19 protein-coding genes are annotated in these 18,408 nt (G+C 62.8%); 2 read left to right on the plus strand and 17 right to left on the minus strand.

All coding sequences use genetic code 11. The features are described 5' to 3' along the window. Window positions 1–51: 51 nt before the first annotated feature. The 4 genes from PE067_RS12630 to pgsA form a co-directional block, all read right to left on the minus strand. A complete protein-coding gene (locus PE067_RS12630; protein ID WP_276189725.1) occupies window positions 52–1,011 on the minus strand; it encodes an acetyl-CoA carboxylase carboxyltransferase subunit alpha in 960 nt (319 codons plus the stop codon). A 63-nt stretch (window positions 1,012–1,074) separates the two neighbouring features. After that, entirely contained in the window at window positions 1,075–1,518 is a 444-nt protein-coding gene (locus PE067_RS12635; protein WP_276189727.1) for a molybdenum cofactor biosynthesis protein MoaE, read from the minus strand. Between the two features lies 1 nt (window position 1,519). Beyond that, a complete protein-coding gene (moaD, locus tag PE067_RS12640; RefSeq protein WP_276189729.1) occupies window positions 1,520–1,771 on the minus strand; it encodes a molybdopterin converting factor subunit 1 in 252 nt (83 codons plus the stop codon). Further along, a complete protein-coding gene (gene pgsA, locus PE067_RS12645; RefSeq protein ID WP_276189730.1) occupies window positions 1,761–2,390 on the minus strand; it encodes a CDP-diacylglycerol--glycerol-3-phosphate 3-phosphatidyltransferase in 630 nt (209 codons plus the stop codon). Before pgsA ends, moaD begins: the two co-directional genes overlap by 11 nt. A 137-nt stretch (window positions 2,391–2,527) precedes the next feature. Here pgsA and PE067_RS12650 point away from each other — a divergent pair, with 137 nt between their 5' ends. Then, the gene (locus PE067_RS12650) at window positions 2,528–3,088 is read left to right on the plus strand and encodes a hypothetical protein (protein WP_276189731.1); all 561 of its coding nucleotides are present in this window, start codon (window positions 2,528–2,530) and stop codon (window positions 3,086–3,088) included. A gap of 3 nt (window positions 3,089–3,091) precedes the next feature. Here PE067_RS12650 and uvrC read toward each other — a convergent pair whose 3' ends face one another. The 13 genes from uvrC to PE067_RS12715 all read right to left on the minus strand — a co-directional run bounded on the left by uvrC (window position 3,092) and on the right by PE067_RS12715 (window position 17,451). Further along, window positions 3,092–4,975, minus strand: a complete 1,884-nt coding sequence (gene uvrC / locus PE067_RS12655) for an excinuclease ABC subunit UvrC (protein ID WP_276189733.1) — start codon at window positions 4,973–4,975, stop codon at window positions 3,092–3,094. A 299-nt stretch (window positions 4,976–5,274) separates the two neighbouring features. Beyond that, on the minus strand, window positions 5,275–6,045 hold the full coding sequence (locus PE067_RS12660) for an SDR family oxidoreductase (RefSeq protein ID WP_276189735.1): 771 nt from the start codon (window positions 6,043–6,045) through the stop codon (window positions 5,275–5,277). Between the two features lie 121 nt (window positions 6,046–6,166). Then, window positions 6,167–6,976, minus strand: a complete 810-nt coding sequence (locus PE067_RS12665; protein ID WP_276190032.1) for a S49 family peptidase — start codon at window positions 6,974–6,976, stop codon at window positions 6,167–6,169. A gap of 135 nt (window positions 6,977–7,111) precedes the next feature. Next, window positions 7,112–8,332 (minus strand): cytochrome c1, encoded by a 1,221-nt coding sequence (locus PE067_RS21895; protein ID WP_346429696.1) that lies wholly within the window; start codon window positions 8,330–8,332, stop codon window positions 7,112–7,114. 12 nt (window positions 8,333–8,344) lie between these two features. Continuing rightward, complete coding sequence (gene petB, locus PE067_RS12675; RefSeq protein ID WP_276189737.1) at window positions 8,345–9,667, minus strand: cytochrome b; 1,323 nt, start codon at window positions 9,665–9,667, stop codon at window positions 8,345–8,347. A 10-nt stretch (window positions 9,668–9,677) separates the two neighbouring features. Further along, window positions 9,678–10,250 carry a ubiquinol-cytochrome c reductase iron-sulfur subunit gene (gene petA / locus PE067_RS12680; RefSeq protein ID WP_276189739.1) on the minus strand — a complete coding sequence of 191 codons (573 nt, stop codon included), beginning with the start codon at window positions 10,248–10,250 and terminating at the stop codon, window positions 9,678–9,680. 346 nt (window positions 10,251–10,596) lie between these two features. After that, on the minus strand, window positions 10,597–11,391 hold the full coding sequence (gene radC, locus PE067_RS12685; protein WP_276189741.1) for a DNA repair protein RadC: 795 nt from the start codon (window positions 11,389–11,391) through the stop codon (window positions 10,597–10,599). Between the two features lie 60 nt (window positions 11,392–11,451). Then, window positions 11,452–12,609 carry a molecular chaperone DnaJ gene (gene dnaJ / locus PE067_RS12690; protein ID WP_276189742.1) on the minus strand — a complete coding sequence of 386 codons (1,158 nt, stop codon included), beginning with the start codon at window positions 12,607–12,609 and terminating at the stop codon, window positions 11,452–11,454. A gap of 82 nt (window positions 12,610–12,691) precedes the next feature. Further along, window positions 12,692–14,605, minus strand: coding sequence for a molecular chaperone DnaK (gene dnaK, locus PE067_RS12695; protein ID WP_276189744.1), 1,914 nt, complete (start codon window positions 14,603–14,605; stop codon window positions 12,692–12,694). Between the two features lie 183 nt (window positions 14,606–14,788). Continuing rightward, window positions 14,789–15,670 carry a hypothetical protein gene (locus PE067_RS12700; RefSeq protein WP_276189746.1) on the minus strand — a complete coding sequence of 294 codons (882 nt, stop codon included), beginning with the start codon at window positions 15,668–15,670 and terminating at the stop codon, window positions 14,789–14,791. A gap of 9 nt (window positions 15,671–15,679) precedes the next feature. Next, on the minus strand, window positions 15,680–16,228 hold the full coding sequence (locus PE067_RS12705; RefSeq protein ID WP_276189748.1) for a hypothetical protein: 549 nt from the start codon (window positions 16,226–16,228) through the stop codon (window positions 15,680–15,682). A gap of 57 nt (window positions 16,229–16,285) precedes the next feature. Beyond that, window positions 16,286–16,495, minus strand: coding sequence for a hypothetical protein (locus PE067_RS12710; protein ID WP_276189750.1), 210 nt, complete (start codon window positions 16,493–16,495; stop codon window positions 16,286–16,288). Window positions 16,496–16,653: 158 nt separating this feature from the next. After that, window positions 16,654–17,451, minus strand: a complete 798-nt coding sequence (locus PE067_RS12715) for an ABC transporter (protein WP_276189752.1) — start codon at window positions 17,449–17,451, stop codon at window positions 16,654–16,656. Between the two features lie 156 nt (window positions 17,452–17,607). Between PE067_RS12715 and cysQ the strand changes: the two genes are divergently transcribed. After that, complete coding sequence (gene cysQ, locus PE067_RS12720) at window positions 17,608–18,405, plus strand: 3'(2'),5'-bisphosphate nucleotidase CysQ (protein WP_276189754.1); 798 nt, start codon at window positions 17,608–17,610, stop codon at window positions 18,403–18,405. The last annotated feature ends 3 nt before the right edge of the window (window positions 18,406–18,408 follow it).

Here is an 18,408-nt window from a genome sequence, read left to right on the forward strand (position 1 = left end):
GCCGCGCAAGTGGCAGCGGCCGCCACCCCGGAATTCCGGGGATGACGGGCCTTAGCTGGCCAGCGTCCTGCTGCCCATCGCCAGATATTTCTCGCGGCGCGACCGGATTAGATCGGCGGGGGACATGCCGTCCATTTCGCCCAGCATATCCGCAATCGCGCGGCCGACGGCGCTGATCGCGGCCTGCGGGTCGCGCTGTGCGCCGCCCATCGGTTCGGGAATGATCTGGTCGATGACGCCCAGCTTTTTCAGGTCCTGCGCGGTCAGGCGCAGCGCCTCGGCCGCTTCGCGCATCTTTTCGGCGTCCTTCCACAGGATCGAGGCGCAGCCTTCGGGCGAGATCACCGAATAGATCGAATGTTCCAGCATGGCGACGCGGTTGCCGGTGGCAAAGGCCACGGCGCCGCCGGACCCCCCCTCGCCGATGATGACAGACACCAGCGGCACGCCGATCTGCAGGCATTTTTCGGTGGAACGGGCGATGGCTTCGGACTGGCCGCGTTCCTCGGCACCCTTGCCGGGATAGGCGCCCGGCGTGTCGACCAATGTGATCACAGGCAGGTGAAAGCGATGCGCCAGATCCATCAGGCGGATCGCCTTGCGGTAGCCTTCAGGGCGGGCCATGCCGAAATTATGATGGATGCGGGTCTTGGTGTCATTGCCCTTTTCATGGCCGATCACCACGCAAGGCGCATCGTTGAAACGCGCCAGACCGCCCATGACGGCGTGATCCTCGCCAAAGGCGCGATCACCGGCCAGGGGGGTGTATTCGGTGAAAAGCGCCTGAATATACTGGCTGCAATGGGGCCGGTTCGGGTGGCGCGCGACCTGCGCCTTGCGCCACGGGTCAAGGTTCTTGTAAAGGTCGCGCAGCAGGTCATCGGCCTTTTTGTCCAGCGCGGATGCCTCTTTCTCCAGATCGACGCCTTCGCCCTTGGTGGCCAGAACACGAAGCTCTTCGGCCTTGCCTTCGATATCGGCAAGGGGCTTTTCGAAATCGAGATAGGTCATCCGTTGCTCCGGTGCGTGGACAGTCGTGGCCTATATGCGGTGCATAGGGCGGAATTGCAACTTTCAGGTGGCAGTCCAGCGGGCCAGCGCGGCGTCGTCGCTGTCCCTGGCCGTGACCCATGCGCCGGGGCCGTCGGCGGTGATTTCGCGCTTCCAGAAGGGCGCGCGGGATTTCAGCCAGTCCATCAGGAATTCCGCCCCCTGAAAGGCTGCGGCGCGGTGGCGGGCAGCGGTGGCGACCATCATGATCGGCTGACCGACGGCGATCAGGCCGTAACGGTGGATGACCAGCCAGTCCGACAGGCCGAACCTGTCGGCGGCCCTGCGCCCGTAATCGTTCAGCAGGTTTTCGGTCATGCCGGGGTAATGTTCGATTTCCAGCCCGGTCAGGCGCCCCCCTTCGCCCCGGACCAGCCCGGAAAAGGTGACGATCGCACCCGCGCCCTTGCCGAAACCCGCCAGTTCTGCGGCAAGGTCAAAGGCTGCGGTCTGGACGCGGGCGACCATCCTAGCCCCCGGTCATCGGCGGGAAAAAGGCGATCTCGCGCGCGCCCGTGATCGGCGTGTCCAGTTCGGCCAGTTCCTGATCGACCGCGCAGCGCACCGCCTGCATGTCGGCAAAGGCCAGCGCGTGCCAGTCATCCATCGCCGCAAGCTGCGCAACCAGTTCGGCAACGGTCGCGGCTTCGGTTTCGATCCGTTCCCTGGGCTGGCCGATGCGTTCGCGCAGCCATGCGAAATACAGGACATCAACCTGCATCGCGGTCACGCAGATAGGGTTTGGCCTTGACGAAATAATCCCAGCCCGTGATGGCGGTCAGCGCCGCCGCGATCCAGATCAGCGCCAGCCCCGCCTGCGTCGCCAGATCCGACCAGCTGTCGGACCATGGCAGGCTGGTTTCGCCGACCAGCGGCGGATGGCCGGTTTCGTAATAATTCAGCCCGGTGCCCAGAAACAGCACGGCAATCGCCACCATCTGAAAGGTGGTTTTCCATTTGGCGATCCTGGTGACCTTGAGCTTGCTGGCATTGGCGCCCAGGAATTCGCGCAGGCCGGACACAAAGACCTCGCGGAACAGGATCACGGTCGCGGGCAGGATCAGCCAGGGGTTCATGCCGGAATAGCCGGTGATGACGACCAGCGCGATCACCACCATCGCCTTGTCGGCAATCGGGTCCATCGCCGCGCCAAAGCGGCTTTCCTGCCCCCATTTCCGGGCCAGATGGCCGTCGAACCAATCGGTCACGGCGGCGATCAGGAACAGGGCAAGGGCTGCGAAATCGGCCTCTGGCCTGCTGAAGCAGAAAAACATCAGCGGCACCAGAGGCGCCGCGATCAGCCGCAGAAGGGTCAGGATATTTGGCAAGGTCCAGCGCATGCGCGCAATCTAGGGCTTTGCGGCGGCGGGGGGAAGGGGGCAGTCATCCGCAAGGACCCGCCCATCCCGCCGACAGAGCTTGCCCCCGCTCCGGTGCCGGTCCAAGACGGGTGCGTAATGAGTTGAAAGGATCGGCCATGACCCAACCGGAACGGAAACAACCCTGGTATCGCAGCTGGCAAAAGCTTGCGGCTGCGCTGATCGTGGCGGTCGCCTTGGCGCCCTTTGCCGCGATGATGCTTGGCAAGCCCTTTCTGCCGTCTCCGGCATGGGCGGAAAGGTCGCAGACGGCCGCGCTGATCGCGGGCGGATTGATTGCCGTGTTCTTTGCGATCTGGGTCGCGGGGGCGATGTTTCCGCATTACCATCCCCTGCGCCGGATCGTGGCCCGGCTGGCCTTTGCGGGCGCGGGATTCGCCCTTGGCCTGCTGGTGGTTTCCGTCACCGCGCCGATGGCGATGGCGCTGGTCGCGGGGCAGCAGACGCAGATCACCTATGTCGTCGACAATGTGCCACGCTATGACCGGCGCGGCTGCCGCGGTTCCGTCGAACTGCAGGACATGCCGCCGATCTACGACAGCCTGTGCGGCATCCGGTCCGAGGTCCGCAGCAAGCTGGCGCGCGGACATCGGATCGCGGTCGAGGGGCGTGGCACCGCGATGGGCCTGTTTCCACAGCGGATCGTCACCGCGCGCTGAGGGCTAGCCCGCGTTGAAATGGTCGTGGATTTTCCGGGCCAGCGATTCGCTGATCCCGTCGACGGCCATCAGATCGGGCATACCAGCGCGGCTGACCGCCTTGGCGCTGCCGAAATGCGCCAGCAGCGCGCGTTTGCGCGATGCGCCGACCCCCGCGATTTCGTCCAGAGGGTTCGCCATCACCGATTTCGCCCGCCGCGCGCGGTGGGTGCCGATGGCCCAACGATGCGCCTCATCCCGCAGGCGCTGGATGAAATACAGGACCGGATCATTCATCGCCAGGGCAAAGGGGCGCTGGCCGGGACGGTGGAATTCTTCCTTGCCGTGATCGCGGTCGACGCCCTTGGCGACGCCCAGAACGGGGATGTCGTCGACCCCCATCTCGACCATGATTTCATGAACCGCGCTGATCTGCCCCGCGCCGCCGTCGATCAGCAGCAGGTCGGGCCAGGCTTCGGTCCGGCGATCCGGGTCGTCTTTCAGCAGGCGGGCAAAGCGGCGGGTCAGCACCTCTTTCATCATGCCGAAGTCGTCGCCGGGGGTGATTTCCGTCCCCTTGATGTTGAACTTGCGATACTGGTTCTTCATCCAGCCATCGGGCCCGGATACGACCATGCCGCCCACGGCATTGGTGCCCTGGATATGGCTGTTGTCATAGATCTCGATCCGGCGGGGCGGGGCGTGCAGGTCCAGCTTTTCCGCCAGACCATCCAGCAGGCGCATCTGAGTCGCGCTTTCCGACATGCGGCGGGCCAGCGATCTGCGGGCATTGCGCAGGGCGTTTTCCACCAGCTCGGATTTTTCGCCGCGTTGGGGGACGCCGATGGTCACGCGACGCCCCGCGCGTTCCGACAGAATGTCGGTCAGCAGATCCTGATCCTCGACCCCGTGGGACAGCAGGATCATGCGGGGGGGCACCTTGCCATCGTAGAACTGCGCCAGAAAGGCCTGCATCACCTCATCATGTGATTCGGCACCGCCAAGCCGGGGATAAAAGTCGCGGTTCCCCCAATTTTGATTGCCACGGATGAAGAAAACCTGAACGCAGGCCTGTCCGTTTTCCATATACAGCGCGAAGATATCGGCCTCGGGGACGCCGCGCGGGTTGATCGCCTGCACCGATTGCACGGCGGTCAGCGCCTTGATGCGGTCGCGCAGGGCGGCGGCGCGTTCGTATTCCATATCCTCGGACGCCTGCGCCATCTGGGCCGCAAGCTCGGCCTGAATGCTGGTCGATTTGCCCTGCAAGAAGCGTTCGGCATCCGACACCAGCGCCTGATAATCGGCCAGCCCGATCCGGCCCACGCAGGGACCGGCGCAGCGCTTGATCTGAAACAGCAGGCAGGGCCGGGTGCGCGACTGAAAGGTCGCATCCGTGCAGGATCGCAGTTGGAACACCCGCTGCAACTGGTTCAGCGTCCGGTTCACCGCGCCCGCGCTGGCAAAGGGGCCGTAGTAATCGCCCGGCTCCGATTTGGCGCCGCGATGTTTCTTGATCTGGGCGAATTCGTGGGATTTCGCGACCAGGATATTCGGGAACGACTTGTCATCGCGCAGCAGCACGTTGTAGCGGGGCTTGAGCTGCTTGATGAGGTTCTGTTCCAGCAGCAGCGCCTCGGTTTCGGTGCGCGTGGTCAGGAACATCATGGAACAGGTTTCGCGGATCATCCGGGCGATGCGCCCCGAATGGCCGGTCATCCGCGCATAGTTCGACACCCGCGCGCGCAGGTTCCGGGCCTTGCCGACATACAGAACCGCGCCCTGATGATCCAGCATCCGGTAGACGCCGGGGCTGCCGTCAAGGTTGCGGACATAGTCCTGGATCAGGGCGCTTCCGGTCAGGCCAGCGGGCCGCTCGGGTGCCTTTTCTGGGGGTGCGTCGGTCATGCTGTTAACAAAGTGATTCCCGCGACTGGCTGCAAGTTCCGAAGGGTGAGATCAAGGCGAAACCTATCCACGGAATCTGTGGATAACTTTGTGGAGAAAGGTTCAATCACAGAGTGTAACCCGCGGCTCACCGGGTTTTCGATGGTTTGCTTAAAAAATAGGCATCTTTTAAGTGCATTGAAAATAAAGGAAATTTTATGTGATAATCGCAAGCCGCTGATATTCCGAGTGTTTTTCTGACGGAACCGTGACGGATAGGTGAAAGGTGCACAACTTGTCGCAGCCCCTGCGTGTGCGGCCTATTCCACGCCCAGAATATCCGGGGTGCGCCAGCCCAGATGCTGCCCGCCATCGACGCAGATCAACTGTCCCGTGACCGAGGGCGAATCGAGGAAAAAACCCACTGCCGCCGTCACATCCGCAGCATCCGCGCCGCGTTCCAGAATGGTCGCGGCGCGCTGGCGGGCAAAGTGATCGGCGGATTGGCGGATGCCCTGCATGGTCGGTCCCGGCCCGATGGCATTGACGCGGATATCGGGCGCCAGCTCTCGCGCGGCGGTCTGTGTCAATGTCCACAGCCCGGCCTTGGCCAGCGAATAGGTCATGAATTCCGGCGTCGGTTTCAGCACGCGCTGATCGACCATATTGATGATCAACCCCTGCGCGACAGGTTCGGCCCCGCTGCGGTCGGCGGCGGGGACCTGCGCGGCAAAGGCCTGCGTCAGCAGAAAAGGCGCCTGCAGGTTCGAATGGAAATGCCGCCGCCAGCTTTCGCGGCTGGCCGTGCGGATATTGTCATATTCAAAGATCGAGGCGCTGTTGACCAGCACCCGCAACGGGCCAAGCGCCTCTGTGACGCGCGGCACCAGTGCCTCGGCCGCGTCCAGATCCAGCAGATCGGCCTGAAAGGTTTCGGCGCGGACGCCAAGGGCGCGGGCCTCGGTCGCGGTGGCCAGGGCGTCTTCGGCCGAGCCGTTGTAATGGATCGCCACATCCATGCCGCGCCCGGCCAGATACAGGGCGATCGCCCGGCCAAGACGGCGGCCGGCGCCGGTCACGAGTGCGGTCATCGGATGCCTCCCTAGCGGCGTTTGATGCCCAGGAAGCGGGCGATGGTGCGGCGAACGGCGGGACCGGCCAACAGCGCCAGCGCCACCATGATCAGCAGGAAGGTCAGGACGATCTTGACCATCAGCCGCGAATCCCGAACCGCATTTCAGCGGCGCGACGTTCGGCGGCCTCGACGAAATCATCGGCGCTGAGACCAAAGCGGCGCAGCAGCGGCACACGCTGGCCATAGGGCAGGAAGGCGACATCCTTGCCGTAAAGTTCGCGCATCTTGGGGATCAGATGGCCGATGCCGTCGGCAAGGCCCAGTTCGACCGCCTGATTGCCGGTCCAGATATCGCCGGTGAACAGGTCGGTATCCGGCGCCAGCCGGTTGCCGCGCCGCTGGCGGACGTAATCCTTGAACGTCTCGTGCATGGGTTCCAGCAGGCGGTTCAGGCGTGCGACATCTTCGGGTTTTTGCGGCTGGAACGGGTCCAGCATGGATTTCGAGCGCCCGGCGGTATGGACGCGCCGTTCGATCCCGTAGCGCTGGATCAGTTCGGTAAAGCCGAAGCCCGCCGAAATCACCCCGATCGACCCCAGGACAGAGGTCGCATCGGCCCAGATCCGGTCGCCCGCGCAGGCCAGCCAATAGCCGCCGGAAGCCGCGACATCCTCGACAAAGATATGCACCGGCATGTCCAGCTCATCCCCCAGGCGGCGGATGCGGGCGGCGATCAGGCTGGATTGCACCGGCGATCCGCCGGGAGAGTTCACGGCAATCGCCACGGCCACCGGCTTGCGGCGGCGGAAGGCACGTTCCAGCATCGGCGCGACCGAGGCATCCGACAGCGATGTGCCGCGTGTGGACATGCCGATTGGCCCTTGCAGGCGGATGACGGCGACGGTGGGCTTGCGCGTGATGAACGGGATTCTCGTGCCCTCCGACATAGGCGCGCGGGGCAGGGCTGGCAAGGGATCGGCGCGGGTTGCCGCGAAGTCCCGCAGGCAAAGTTCCGCACGGGGCGGGCCGAAATGAAAAACGCGCCCCAAAGGGCGCGTTCCATGTCGTTGATCCTGCGGCGATCAATGTGTTTCGTCGCGGTGTTTGATCGGCCACCACAGGCGCTTGTTGGTCAGATAGAGCAGCGCCGACAGCACGATCAGGAACAGGACCGAAACCAGACCGACCTGTTTGCGGTCCATCAGCTTCGGTTCCGCCGTCCACATCAGGAAGGCCGCCACGTCCTGCGCCATCTGATCGACGGTCGCGGGCGTGCCGTCTTCGTAGGTGACCTGATCGTCCATCAGCGGTTGCGGCATCTGGATCCAGTTACCGGCAAAGGCGGCGTTGTGATACAGCGTCGTCCCGGCCTCTTCCTTGGTTTCGCCGTCATAGCCGACCAGAACCGCGTGGATGTATTCCGGGCCGCCGATCCCGTTCACAAGCTGCGAAAGACCGGTGCCGTAGGGGCCGTGAAAGCCGGCGCGCGCCTTGGCCATCAGCGACAGATCGGGACCCATGCCATCGGCGTGGGGGATCGTCGGGAAATGGTCGGTGACGACGCGGGGACGTTCTTCGCCGGTTTCGGCGTCGATGATCGGGTTCAGGTTCGCGGCATAGGCCTTGACCTGATCTTCGGGCAGGCCGACGCCATTCGGGTCGGACAGCGTGCGGATCGGGACGTAGCGCAGACCGTGGCAGGCCGCGCAGACCTCGGTATAGACCTGAAGGCCGCGTTGCAGCTGGAACTGGTCGAACTTGCCAAAGGGACCTTCGAAGCTGAAGGAGATGTCTTCGATATGCGCGGCGGCATGCAGATCGCCTTCTTCGGCAGCATGTTCACCTTCGGCGGCCGGGGCAGCTTCGTCCTCGGCGGCCGCAGCTTCTTCAGCGGGGGCTTCCTCGGCTGCCGGGGCAGCGTCGGTTTCCGCAGGCGCTTCCTCTGCTGCGGGGGCTTCGGCCTCTGCCTCGGGGGCGGCGGCTTCGGCTTCTGCGGCCGGTTCCTCTGCTTCGGGTTCCGCGACGGGCGCCTCTGCTGCGGGTTCCTCTACCGCGCTTTCTTCGGCGGCGGCCGGGGCGGCCTCTGCTTCCGGGGCGGTCTCCGCTTCTGCTTCGGGTGCGGATTCGGTTGACGCGGCTTCCGGTGCGGCTTCTGCTTCGGGCGCGGCTGCGCCCGAATGATAGCTGGACCCGGCAGGGGCGGTGACGCCCGGTGCCGTGCTGTTGTCCTGCGCCATGACACCGCCTGCCAAGGCAACCGTCAGGGCCGCAACAGCCGTGAGCGTCGTGTTTCTCAGGGTCATTGTTGCCTCTCCTTACTCGGCAGGATGGGTTTGGGCGCCGTAATGCGCGTCAAAGTCTTCCTCGATCGTCTGCGGCATCGGCAGCGGCTTTTCGACCACGCCCAGAATCGGCAGGATGATGAGGAAATAGGCGAACCAATAGGCTGCGCCGGCCAGCGAGATATAGGGATAGATCCCTTCTGCAGGCATGGCACCGGCCCAGGTCAGGACGACAAAGTTCACCGCAAACAGCCAGAACCACCACTTGAATTGCGGACGGAAACGGCCCGAACGCACGCGCGAGGTGTCAAGCCACGGCACCAGTGCCAGCACGATGATCGCGCCGAACATCGCCAGAACGCCAAAGAATTTCGCGTCGATGATGCCGAAGGACAGCCAGTTGACCAGCATGACCAGCCAGACATCGGCGGTGAAGGCACGCAGGATCGCGTAGAAGGGCAGGAAATACCATTCCGGCACGATATGCGCGGGCGTGACCAGCGGGTTCGCCTCGATATAGTTGTCGGGGTGGCCCAGGTAGTTCGGCATGAAGCCCACGATCGCGAAGAACACGACCAGGACGATGGCCAGGCCGACGAGGTCCTTGATGACGAAATAGGGCCAGAAGGGCAGGGTGTCTTTCCGGGCGACCTCTTTCGATTCGCGACGGACCTCGACCCCGGTCGGGTTGTTGTTGCCGGTGGTGTGGAAGGCCCAGATATGGACGATGACCAGCGCGGCGATCACGAAGGGCAGCAGATAATGCAGCGAGAAGAAGCGGTTGAGCGTCGCGTTGTCGACAGCCGGTCCGCCGAGCAGCCAGGTCTGGATCGACTCGCCCACGCCGGGGATCGCGCCGAACAGGCCGGTGATCACGGTCGCGCCCCAGAAGGACATCTGACCCCAGGGCAGCACATAGCCCATGAATGCGGTTGCCATCATCAACAGATAGATCAGCATGCCGACGATCCAGGTGATCTCGCGCGGGGCCTTGTAGCTGCCGTAGTAAAGGCCGCGAAAGATGTGGATATAGACGGCAAAGAAGAACAGCGAGGCGCCGTTGGCATGCAGGTAACGCAGCATGTAGCCGCCGTTCACGTTGCGCATGATATGTTCGACCGAGGCAAAGGCCAGATCGACATGCGGCGTGTAGTGCATCACCAGAACGATGCCGGTAACGATCTGAAGTGCAAGGCAAAATGCCAGCACGATGCCCCAGATCCACCACCAGTTCAGGTTCTTGGGGGTGGGGATCATGATCGTGTCGTAAACCAGGCCGATGACAGGCAGCCTGCGACCAAGCCAGCGCTCGAAAGCGGTCTTGGGCTCGTAGTGGTCGTGGGGAATTCCAGCCATGTGCCTCTCCTCAGCCCAGCTTGATGGTGGTTTCGTTCAGGAAAGCGGCGACGGGAACATGCAGGTTCTGCGGTGCCGGACCTCTGCGGATGCGACCCGAGGTGTCGTAATGCGAACCGTGGCAGGGGCAGAACCAGCCGCCGAAATCGCCCGCGCCGTCGCCGATCGGAACGCAGCCCAGATGGGTGCAGACGCCGATCATCACCAGCCATTCGCCCGCTTCGTCCAGCGTGCGGTTTTCGTCCAGCGCGGGTTCGCCCGGCTTGTTGGCGTTTTCGGCGTCCTGGTCGATGAGCTGGTTCAGCTCGACCGCACGGCCATCGGTGATTTCCGCTTCGGTGCGGCGGCGGATGAACACGGGCTTGCCCAGCCACTTCACGGTCAGCTGCGTGCCGACGGCAACACCGCTGACATCAACCTCGATCGAGCTGAGTGCCTGGACATCCGCCGAAGGGTTCATCTGGTTGACAAGGGTCCAGGCGGCCGCCCCGGCCGCGACGGTGCCGGCACCGGCCGTCGCGTAATAAAGAAAATCTCTCCGAGTGGCGCCGTGATCGCCTGCGTGTTCGTCTGCGTGGGACACGATCAGATCTCCAATTCTGCCCGTAGGGCTATACGGCTATACGACAGTATGGGCCGCGTTTTGCGCGACCTTCGCGGGGCGGTTGTAGCGATCAAAATCCTGTCAGTCCAGCGCCCGCCAGCCATCAAACCGGGGCAATCCGCCGCAACTGTGGGATTTTGGGCGCGCAATTCCGCTTTGCATTTGGTCAAAGGCAGCGGATTCACCCCTGACGCGAGGCCGGAGCGCCCGACATTGCGGTGATCGCGCCAACAAATCCGCTGCGACGGTGAGTCGCAGCCTTTGCCGCGAGAAAGGATTCGTTTTCGCGACAATCGCATGACGGCAAGGCGTGGCGATATCCCCCCTACAGCAGACCCTGCGCCCGAAAGCTGAGTTCGCGGGATTTTCCGATGATCAGATGATCGTGGACGGTGATTTCCATCACTTCGGCCGCGTCGATGATGCGGCGGGTCATGATCATATCCGCTTCCGAAGGCGAGGGATCGCCCGAGGGGTGATTGTGGACCAGAATCAGGGCGCTTGCGTTCAGTTCCAACGCCCGGCGGACGATTTCGCGCGGATAGACCGGGACATGGTTGACCGTGCCCTTGGCCTGTTCTTCATCCGCGACCAGCACGTTCTTGCGGTCCAGATAGAGGATGCGGAAATGTTCGATCTCGGCATGGGCCATCGCCGTGTGGCAGTAATCGACCAGTGCATCCCAACTGCTGAGAACGGGGCGGTTCATCACCTTGGACCGCGCCAGCCGGCCCGCCGCCGCCTCGACGATCTTGAGTTCCTGAACCACGGCCGGGCCGACGCCGGAAATCGCGGTCAGCCGTGCGGGGCTGGCCGACAGCACACGGTTGAAATCGCCGAAATGGTCCAGAAGCCGACGCGCCAGCGGTTTCACATCCCGCCGGGGGATGGCGCGGAATAGGACGAGTTCCAGCAATTCGTAATCGGGCATGGCCGCGGCGCCGCCGGACATGAATCTTTCGCGCAGGCGGGCGCGGTGATCCGCGATATAGCTGGGCAAACGCCCCGCGCCCTTGGGCAGCAGGGCGACGGGACCCGCCTCATTGCCGCCGATGACCACCGGAGCGGAGTGGCCGAACAGCGGTAATGGGGCTTCGTCGAAGGCATGATTCTTGTCCATGCCCCAGCTTTGCAGATGAGTGGTGAAAAATGCGTTAACGGGCCCCGAAGGGCCCGTTGGTCAACCTTTCATCTCATCCCAGAAATTCTTGATCTTCTGGAAGAAGCCCGAGGTTTGCGGGTTGTTGTCGGCCTGGATCGCTTCGAATTCGCGCAGCAGTTCCTTTTGCCGCGCGGTCAGGTTCACGGGGGTTTCGACGGTCAGCTCGATCAGCATGTCGCCATGATCGCCCTGCATTCCCGCGCCGTGACGCAGGGGCGGCATGCCCTTGCCGCGCAGGCGCATCTGCCGCCCGGTCTGGGTTCCCGCAGGCACCTTGACGCGCGAACGTCCGCCTTCGATCGTCGGAACCTCGATTTCGCCGCCAAGGGTCGCGGTCGCCATGCTGACCGGAACCGCGCAGGCCAGCATCTTGCCGTCGCGCTGAAAGATCGCGTGTTCCTTGACCTCGATGAAGATATACAGGTCGCCCGAGGGGCCGCCGCGCATGCCGGCCTCGCCCTCGCCCGCCAGACGGATGCGGGTGCCGGTTTCGACGCCCGCCGGGATGTTGACGGACAGGCTGCGGTCCTTTTCAATGCGACCGGCGCCGTGGCAACTGGTGCAGGGGTTCTTGATGATCTGGCCCTGACCGCCGCAGGTCGGGCAGGTGCGTTCGACCGTAAAGAAACCCTGGCTGGCGCGGACCTTGCCCATGCCCGCACAGGTCGGACAGGTGGCCGGATCGACCGCGCCCTCGGCGCCGGTGCCGTTGCAGGCGGTGCAGGCAACCGAGCCGGGAAGGGTGATGGTCTTTTGCAGACCATTATATGCCTCTTCCAGGGTGACGCGCAGGTTGTAGCGCAGATCCTGGCCACGGCTGGCGCGCGAGCGCCCGCCGGGCTGGCCGCCGCGACCCATGAAGTCGCCGAACAGATCCTCGAACACATCGGCAAAGGCCGAACCGAAATCGCCGCCGGGCTGGCCGCCGCGCCCGAAACCGCCACCGCCGTTTTCAAAGGCGGCATGGCCGAAACGGTCGTAGGCCGCCTTGCGCTGGCCGTCTTTCAGGCAGTCATAAGCCTCGTTCACTTCCTTGAAGGCGGCTTCGGACACCTTGCAATCCCGATTGCGGTCGGGGTGCAGTTCCTTGGCCTTTGAACGATAGGCTTTCTTGATTTCATCGGCCGAGGCAGCTTTCGTGACACCCAGCACGTCGTAATAATCACGTTTTGCCATGTGGTTCCCGCAGGGGCCTTTCATGTGAATGACCGGCCCTGCGCCTGTGCGTCATGGGCCGGTCTTGTGTCATCCGGATCGCTTACTTGCGCTTGTCTTCGCCAAGGTCCTCGAAATCGGCATCGACGATTTCATCGTCCACGTCGCGGGGACCGGGTTCGCCATCGGCGCTGTCACCGGCTTCGGACTGGCTGGCCTTGTAGATCGCCTCGCCCAGTTTCATCGAGGCGTCCATCAGGTTCTGAATGGCGCCCTTGATCTTGCCGGCATCATCTGACTTGAGCGCGTCTTCCAGAGCGCCGATCGCCAGTTCGATCACTTCGACGGTCGAGCCGTCGACCTTGTCGCCATGTTCTTCCAGCGATTTCCGGGTCGTGTGAACAAGGCTTTCGGCCTGATTGCGGGCCTCGACCAGTTCCTTGCGGGCCTTGTCGGCTTCGGCATTCGCCTCGGCGTCCTTGACCATCTTCTCGATATCTTCGTCGGACAGACCGCCCGAGGCCTGGATCGTGATCTTCTGTTCCTTGCCCGTGCCCTTGTCCTTGGCCGAAACCGAGACGATGCCGTTGGCGTCGATGTCAAAGGTCACTTCGATCTGCGGCATGCCGCGCGGTGCGGGCGGGATGTTTTCAAGGTTGAACTGACCCAGCAGCTTGTTGTCGGCCGCCATTTCGCGTTCGCCCTGGAACACCCGGATGGTCACGGCGTTCTGGTTGTCTTCCGCGGTCGAAAAGATCTGCGACTTTTTCGTCGGGATCGTCGTGTTGCGGTCGATCAGGCGGGTGAAGACACCGCCAAGCGTTTCGATGCCAAGCGACAGCGGCGTCACGTCCAGCAGGACCACGTCCTTGACGTCGCCTTGCAGAACGCCGGCCTGAACGGCGGCGCCCAGAGCCACGACCTCGTCGGGGTTCACGCCCTTATGCGGTTCCTTGCCAAAGAATTCGGTGACGGCTTCGATGACCTTGGGCATGCGGGTCTGACCGCCGACCAGAATCACCTCGTCGATGTCGGCCTTGGACATGCCGGCGTCTTTCAGGGCTTCCTGAACCGGCTTCATGGTGCGCTTGATCAGGTCGCCGACCAAGCTGTCCAGCTTGGCGCGGGTCAGTTTCATGACCAGGTGCAGCGGCGTGCCGTTCTGCGCATCCATGGTGATGAAGGGCAGGTTGATTTCGGTCTGGTTCGAGCTGGACAGTTCGATCTTGGCCTTTTCAGCCGCCTCTTTCAGGCGCTGCAGGGCCATCTTGTCCTTGGTCAGGTCGTTGCCATGCTCTTTCTTGAACTCATCCGCGAGATAGTTGACGACGCGCATGTCGAAATCTTCACCACCCAGGAAGGTGTCGCCGTTCGTGGATTTTACCTCGAACAGGCCATCGTCGATTTCCAGAATGGTGATGTCGAAGGTGCCGCCGCCAAGGTCATAGACCGCGATGGTTTTCGATTCCTTTTTGTCCAGACCATAGGCCAGCGCGGCGGCGGTCGGTTCGTTGATGATGCGCAGAACCTCAAGGCCCGCGATCTTGCCCGCGTCCTTGGTCGCCTGACGCTGCGCGTCGTTGAAATAGGCGGGAACCGTGATGACGGCCTGCGTGACGGGTTCGCCCAGATAGCTTTCGGCGGTTTCCTTCATCTTTTGCAGGGTGACGGCGCTGATCTGGGCGGGCGAATAGTTTTCGCCGCGTGCCTCGACCCAGGCATCGCCATTGCCGCCATCGACGATGTCATAGGGAACCAGACCCTTGTCCTTTTCCACCTCGGCGTCAGAGACCTTGCGGCCGATCAGGCGCTTGACGGCGAAAATCGTGTTGGTCGGGTTGGTCACGGCCTGACGTTTCGCAGGCTGGCCCACCAGACGTTCGTTTTCGGTGAATGCGACGATCGAGGGGGTCGTGCGCGCACCCTCGGAGTTTTCGATGACCTTGGGTTGGCTGCCGTCCATGATGGCGACGCAGCTGTTGGTCGTGCCCAGGTCGATGCCGATAACTTTAGACATATACCATATCCTCTCTTGCGGCGATTTGACGGCCCTCAGATCCTGTCCGGCCTCTGGGACCTAATCCCTGATGAACACCGACGGAACCTTGCAGCCCCGTGGCGGCTCGCAACTCTATATAGGGTGACGAAACCGGGCTGCAAGCGGTCAGGAACAGATGATTTTGCAGATCTTCACCGCCGGTCAGACCGTGCCGATGAAGCGTTCCGGCAGCAGATGCAGGTCGCCATCGACGAACCAGTCGATCTTGTACATGCCGGTGCGGCCTTCCTTGAAACTGTCGATGACGCGCTGGCGATGGCGCGAGAAATCAAAGGCATTTTCGTCGTCGATGATGCGCTGGCGCAGAAAGGCGTTCGACACCATCAGATAGGTCTGTTCCGACCATGCCCAACTGCCCGCGCCGACGATGACCTCTTGCCCCTCGCCGTCCTTGAAACGCAGCTTCAGCCGGTCGCGGTGGCGGTTGATGTGAAACATCTGGTCGAACCATTTCAGGTGGAACGTATACAGATTCGGGTCCAGATGGATCTGGTGATAGGACGATCCATGCCCATCCGGGCCCCAGATGATCGGCACCGAGGTCATGCTGGGCTTCGTATACCAGCCGTTCATCCGCACATAGCGGCGCTGCGCGAACATCGGGCGGGAATAATCGTAGTCGTTTTCCTGATCGAAGCGGTGGCACAGCTCCAGCCCAAGGGCGGTGATCACCTCTTGTTCGCGGGGGATGCCCAGAATGTAATCGACCAGCCCCGCGCCGTGCTGCGGGTCCAGCACCAGGATTTCATCGACATCGTTCCACACCACCCGCTGATAGCGTTCGGTCAGTTCGGAACAAAAGGTGCTGAGCCAGACAAAGCGGTCCTGATCCAGTCGCGGGTTCAGGGGATCGCGTTCGATTTCGATGACATTGCAGTCGCCCGCCATCTCATGCGCATAGGGCTGGGGGCCGTGGGTGATGATATACAGGTGCTCCGGCGCGACATGCTTGCGGTAATGGCGCAGCCAGATATCCAGAAAGAACTGGTCGTTATAGACCATCGTGACAAAGGCGACGGACATCTGCGCGCGTCACTTTGGCAAAAAGATCGCGGCGTGCTTGCCGGCGCGGACATATTCGTAATTCCGCGCCTCCATGAATTCGCGCTGTTCGGCGATGTCGCGGCCGGCAAGGTTGGCGACGACAATGGGGCGGTCGTTTTCCAGCACCTTTTCCGCGCCGCGCAGGGCATAGATTTTCTGGCCGGGCGTATCCAGATGGATCAGGCCAAGGTTCTTGATGCCCAGACCGTCGATGGTGGCGGACTGCAGCTTGCCGCCGTCGCGCCGCAGATAGGTCGCTTCGGACAGGCGGTCGGGCCGCGAACTGGCGCGGGTCATGGCCGAGGTTCCATCGTCGATGATGCAATCATGCAGCACCACCTGAGAGGTCTTGAGATTGGCCTTGATCGTGCGGCGCAGCGGATCCTGCATGACCTTTTGCGGCTCGACCAGATGCAGTTTCGAGGGGGCAAGAAAGCGGTGCATGACCAGCCCCGACAGGCCGGTATAGCTGCCGACATCCAGCAAGGCCCGTCCGTTCAGATCGGGCAGCAGATCGAACAGTTGCACGAACAGCACCGGGTCCGGCACCGTGTGACGGGTCGCGATTTTCAGTTGATAGCCGTCAAAGGCCGCCTAGGGCAGCGCGATCTGAAAGACCTCATCCTCGTAAAAGACGGGACAGGTGCCGTCGATGGGGTTGGATTGCAGCCCGACCTGATGCTCCAGCCTGACCAGCAGGCGGCTGGCCTGTTCCAGCAGTTCGGCGCCTTGCAGCGTGGTTTCCGCCACGGCAGGATCCCCGGTTGCAAGTTCCAGATGCTGTTCGGTACTGTCTTTACTCATGACCCGTTTCCCCAAGATTGGCGGATTTCCGCTTATCTTGGCGGTGGCTGACGGGCAAGTGCAGAATAATCCGCTGTGATGGATAAGCCGCACCCGGATCCGGTCAGGCTGAACGCCGGGCCGCGCGCAAGAAAGGCATGTTTACCTGCCCGCCGCCTTTATTTGCCCGCCGACCAGCTTGCCGACATGGCGTTGCGGGTGACGAATTCCGCCATCAGCCCGATCATCAGCACGGCAAGGCCGACATAGATCGGATATTCCAGATTGGAATTGCGCGGGGCGTAATTGATGAAGGTGAAGCCGCGCGTCTGGTCCACGATATGGAACAGCGGGTTCCAGTCGAACATCTTCAGCATGAAGGGGGGCAGGGTGTTCGCCACGAACATCTTGCCCGATGCGATCATGTTGATGCGCTGGAAAAGCTGGGTCAGGATCTTTGTGCCCTGCGGCCACCACGGGCGCAGGGCCAGAAAGACCAGGCCGACGGTCGCGCCCGAAAACCAGGCCAGCAGCAGCATCGCGTAACAGGCCAGCGGCTGGTCCAGCGTGATCGGCTTGACCAGAACGTGATAGCCCCACAGCAGCACAAAGATCGAAATCGTCTGCCGATACAGCACCGCCAGCGCGGCGGCCGTGATCATCACGGCGGTGCTCAGCGGGCCGTGCTTGGTCAGCCCGCCGACCCCGCCCGCACCGACACCCGCGACCGCGCCCATGGTCTGGGAATAGGTCATGAACATGAAAATGCCGGACATGATATACAGGATGAAATCGCCCCGGATCGGCGAATTGCGCACACCCATGATCATGTAGATGCCGTAAAAGCCCAGAATGAACAGGCTGGATTGCACGATCGTCATCAGCAGGCCGACGACGGCATTCGCATGTTCCTTGCGCAGATCATAGACCGTGACATGATAGATCAGCGCCAGCGTGGTGAACGCGGCCTCCACCATGTTGCGATTTCGGCGCGCTGTGAACATGAATGCGATCGACCGTGCTGTGTTTGACCCGGGCGGCTTGCCCATCCCGTCCCGGCGGATCATAAGAGGCCGCGCGACGGGGTTCAATCGGGTTACACCCTTCCGCCGCCGGGCGGGAAAGGATTTTACATGCAATCTGAATCAATGATGATCGAACTGCGCCGTCTGGCGCTGGAGGCCGGGGCCCGGATCATGGAAATCTATGGCGCCGATGATTTCGAGGTCCGCGCCAAATCCGACGCTTCGCCCGTGACCGAGGCGGATGAGGCCGCCGATGCGCTGATTTCCGCCGGTCTGCGCGCCGCTTTCCCCGATATTCCGCTGGTAACCGAAGAACAGGCCGCGACCCATGGTCAGACCCTGTCCACCTTCCTGATTGTCGATCCGCTGGACGGCACCAAGGAATTCGTCCAGCGCCGTGGCGATTTCACCGTCAATATCGCCTATGTCGTCGACGGCACCCCGGTTCTGGGCGTGGTCTATGCCCCGGCCAGGGAACGGCTGTTCTACACCACCGCCGAAGGAGGCGCGGTCGAGGAAAAGGGCCCGTTCGGCCCGACGCCGGGCGAGGTCGCCCCGATCGGCGTCAACTCGACTCTCGACAACCGCGCGCTGATGGTCGTCGCCTCGAAATCGCACCGCGATCAGGCGACGGACGACTATATCGGCCAATATGGCGTGCGCGACATGACCAGCGCGGGGTCGTCGCTGAAATTCTGTCTGGTCGCGACCGGAGAGGCGGATCTGTATCCCCGCCTTGGCCGCACCATGGAATGGGACACGGCGGCCGGCGATGCGGTTTTGCGCGCGGCAGGCGGGCAGGTCGTGCGGTTCGACGATCACACGCCGCTGGCCTATGGCAAGCCGGGCTTTGACAATCCGTTCTTCATCGCCTTTGCGCCGGGCGTCCTGCTGGTGAAGGGCTGAGCC

The organism is Paracoccus sp. DMF-8 (genome assembly GCF_029309835.1).
Lineage (GTDB): Bacteria > Pseudomonadota > Alphaproteobacteria > Rhodobacterales > Rhodobacteraceae > Paracoccus.

Coding starts and splice junctions, on each gene's coding strand:
- PE067_RS12630 (WP_276189725.1), bottom strand. CDS start 1,011: ATGACCTATCTCGATTTCGAAAAGCCCCTTGCCGATATCGAAGGCAAG.
- PE067_RS12635 (WP_276189727.1), bottom strand. CDS start 1,518: ATGGTCGCCCGCGTCCAGACCGCAGCCTTTGACCTTGCCGCAGAACTG.
- moaD (WP_276189729.1), bottom strand. CDS start 1,771: ATGCAGGTTGATGTCCTGTATTTCGCATGGCTGCGCGAACGCATCGGC.
- pgsA (WP_276189730.1), bottom strand. CDS start 2,390: ATGCGCTGGACCTTGCCAAATATCCTGACCCTTCTGCGGCTGATCGCG.
- PE067_RS12650 (WP_276189731.1), top strand. CDS start 2,528: ATGACCCAACCGGAACGGAAACAACCCTGGTATCGCAGCTGGCAAAAG.
- uvrC (WP_276189733.1), bottom strand. CDS start 4,975: ATGACCGACGCACCCCCAGAAAAGGCACCCGAGCGGCCCGCTGGCCTG.
- PE067_RS12660 (WP_276189735.1), bottom strand. CDS start 6,045: ATGACCGCACTCGTGACCGGCGCCGGCCGCCGTCTTGGCCGGGCGATC.
- PE067_RS12665 (WP_276190032.1), bottom strand. CDS start 6,976: ATGTCGGAGGGCACGAGAATCCCGTTCATCACGCGCAAGCCCACCGTC.
- PE067_RS21895 (WP_346429696.1), bottom strand. CDS start 8,332: ATGACCCTGAGAAACACGACGCTCACGGCTGTTGCGGCCCTGACGGTT.
- petB (WP_276189737.1), bottom strand. CDS start 9,667: ATGGCTGGAATTCCCCACGACCACTACGAGCCCAAGACCGCTTTCGAG.
- radC (WP_276189741.1), bottom strand. CDS start 11,391: ATGGACAAGAATCATGCCTTCGACGAAGCCCCATTACCGCTGTTCGGC.
- dnaJ (WP_276189742.1), bottom strand. CDS start 12,609: ATGGCAAAACGTGATTATTACGACGTGCTGGGTGTCACGAAAGCTGCC.
- dnaK (WP_276189744.1), bottom strand. CDS start 14,605: ATGTCTAAAGTTATCGGCATCGACCTGGGCACGACCAACAGCTGCGTC.
- PE067_RS12700 (WP_276189746.1), bottom strand. CDS start 15,670: ATGTCCGTCGCCTTTGTCACGATGGTCTATAACGACCAGTTCTTTCTG.
- PE067_RS12710 (WP_276189750.1), bottom strand. CDS start 16,495: ATGAGTAAAGACAGTACCGAACAGCATCTGGAACTTGCAACCGGGGAT.
- PE067_RS12715 (WP_276189752.1), bottom strand. CDS start 17,451: ATGGTGGAGGCCGCGTTCACCACGCTGGCGCTGATCTATCATGTCACG.
- cysQ (WP_276189754.1), top strand. CDS start 17,608: ATGCAATCTGAATCAATGATGATCGAACTGCGCCGTCTGGCGCTGGAG.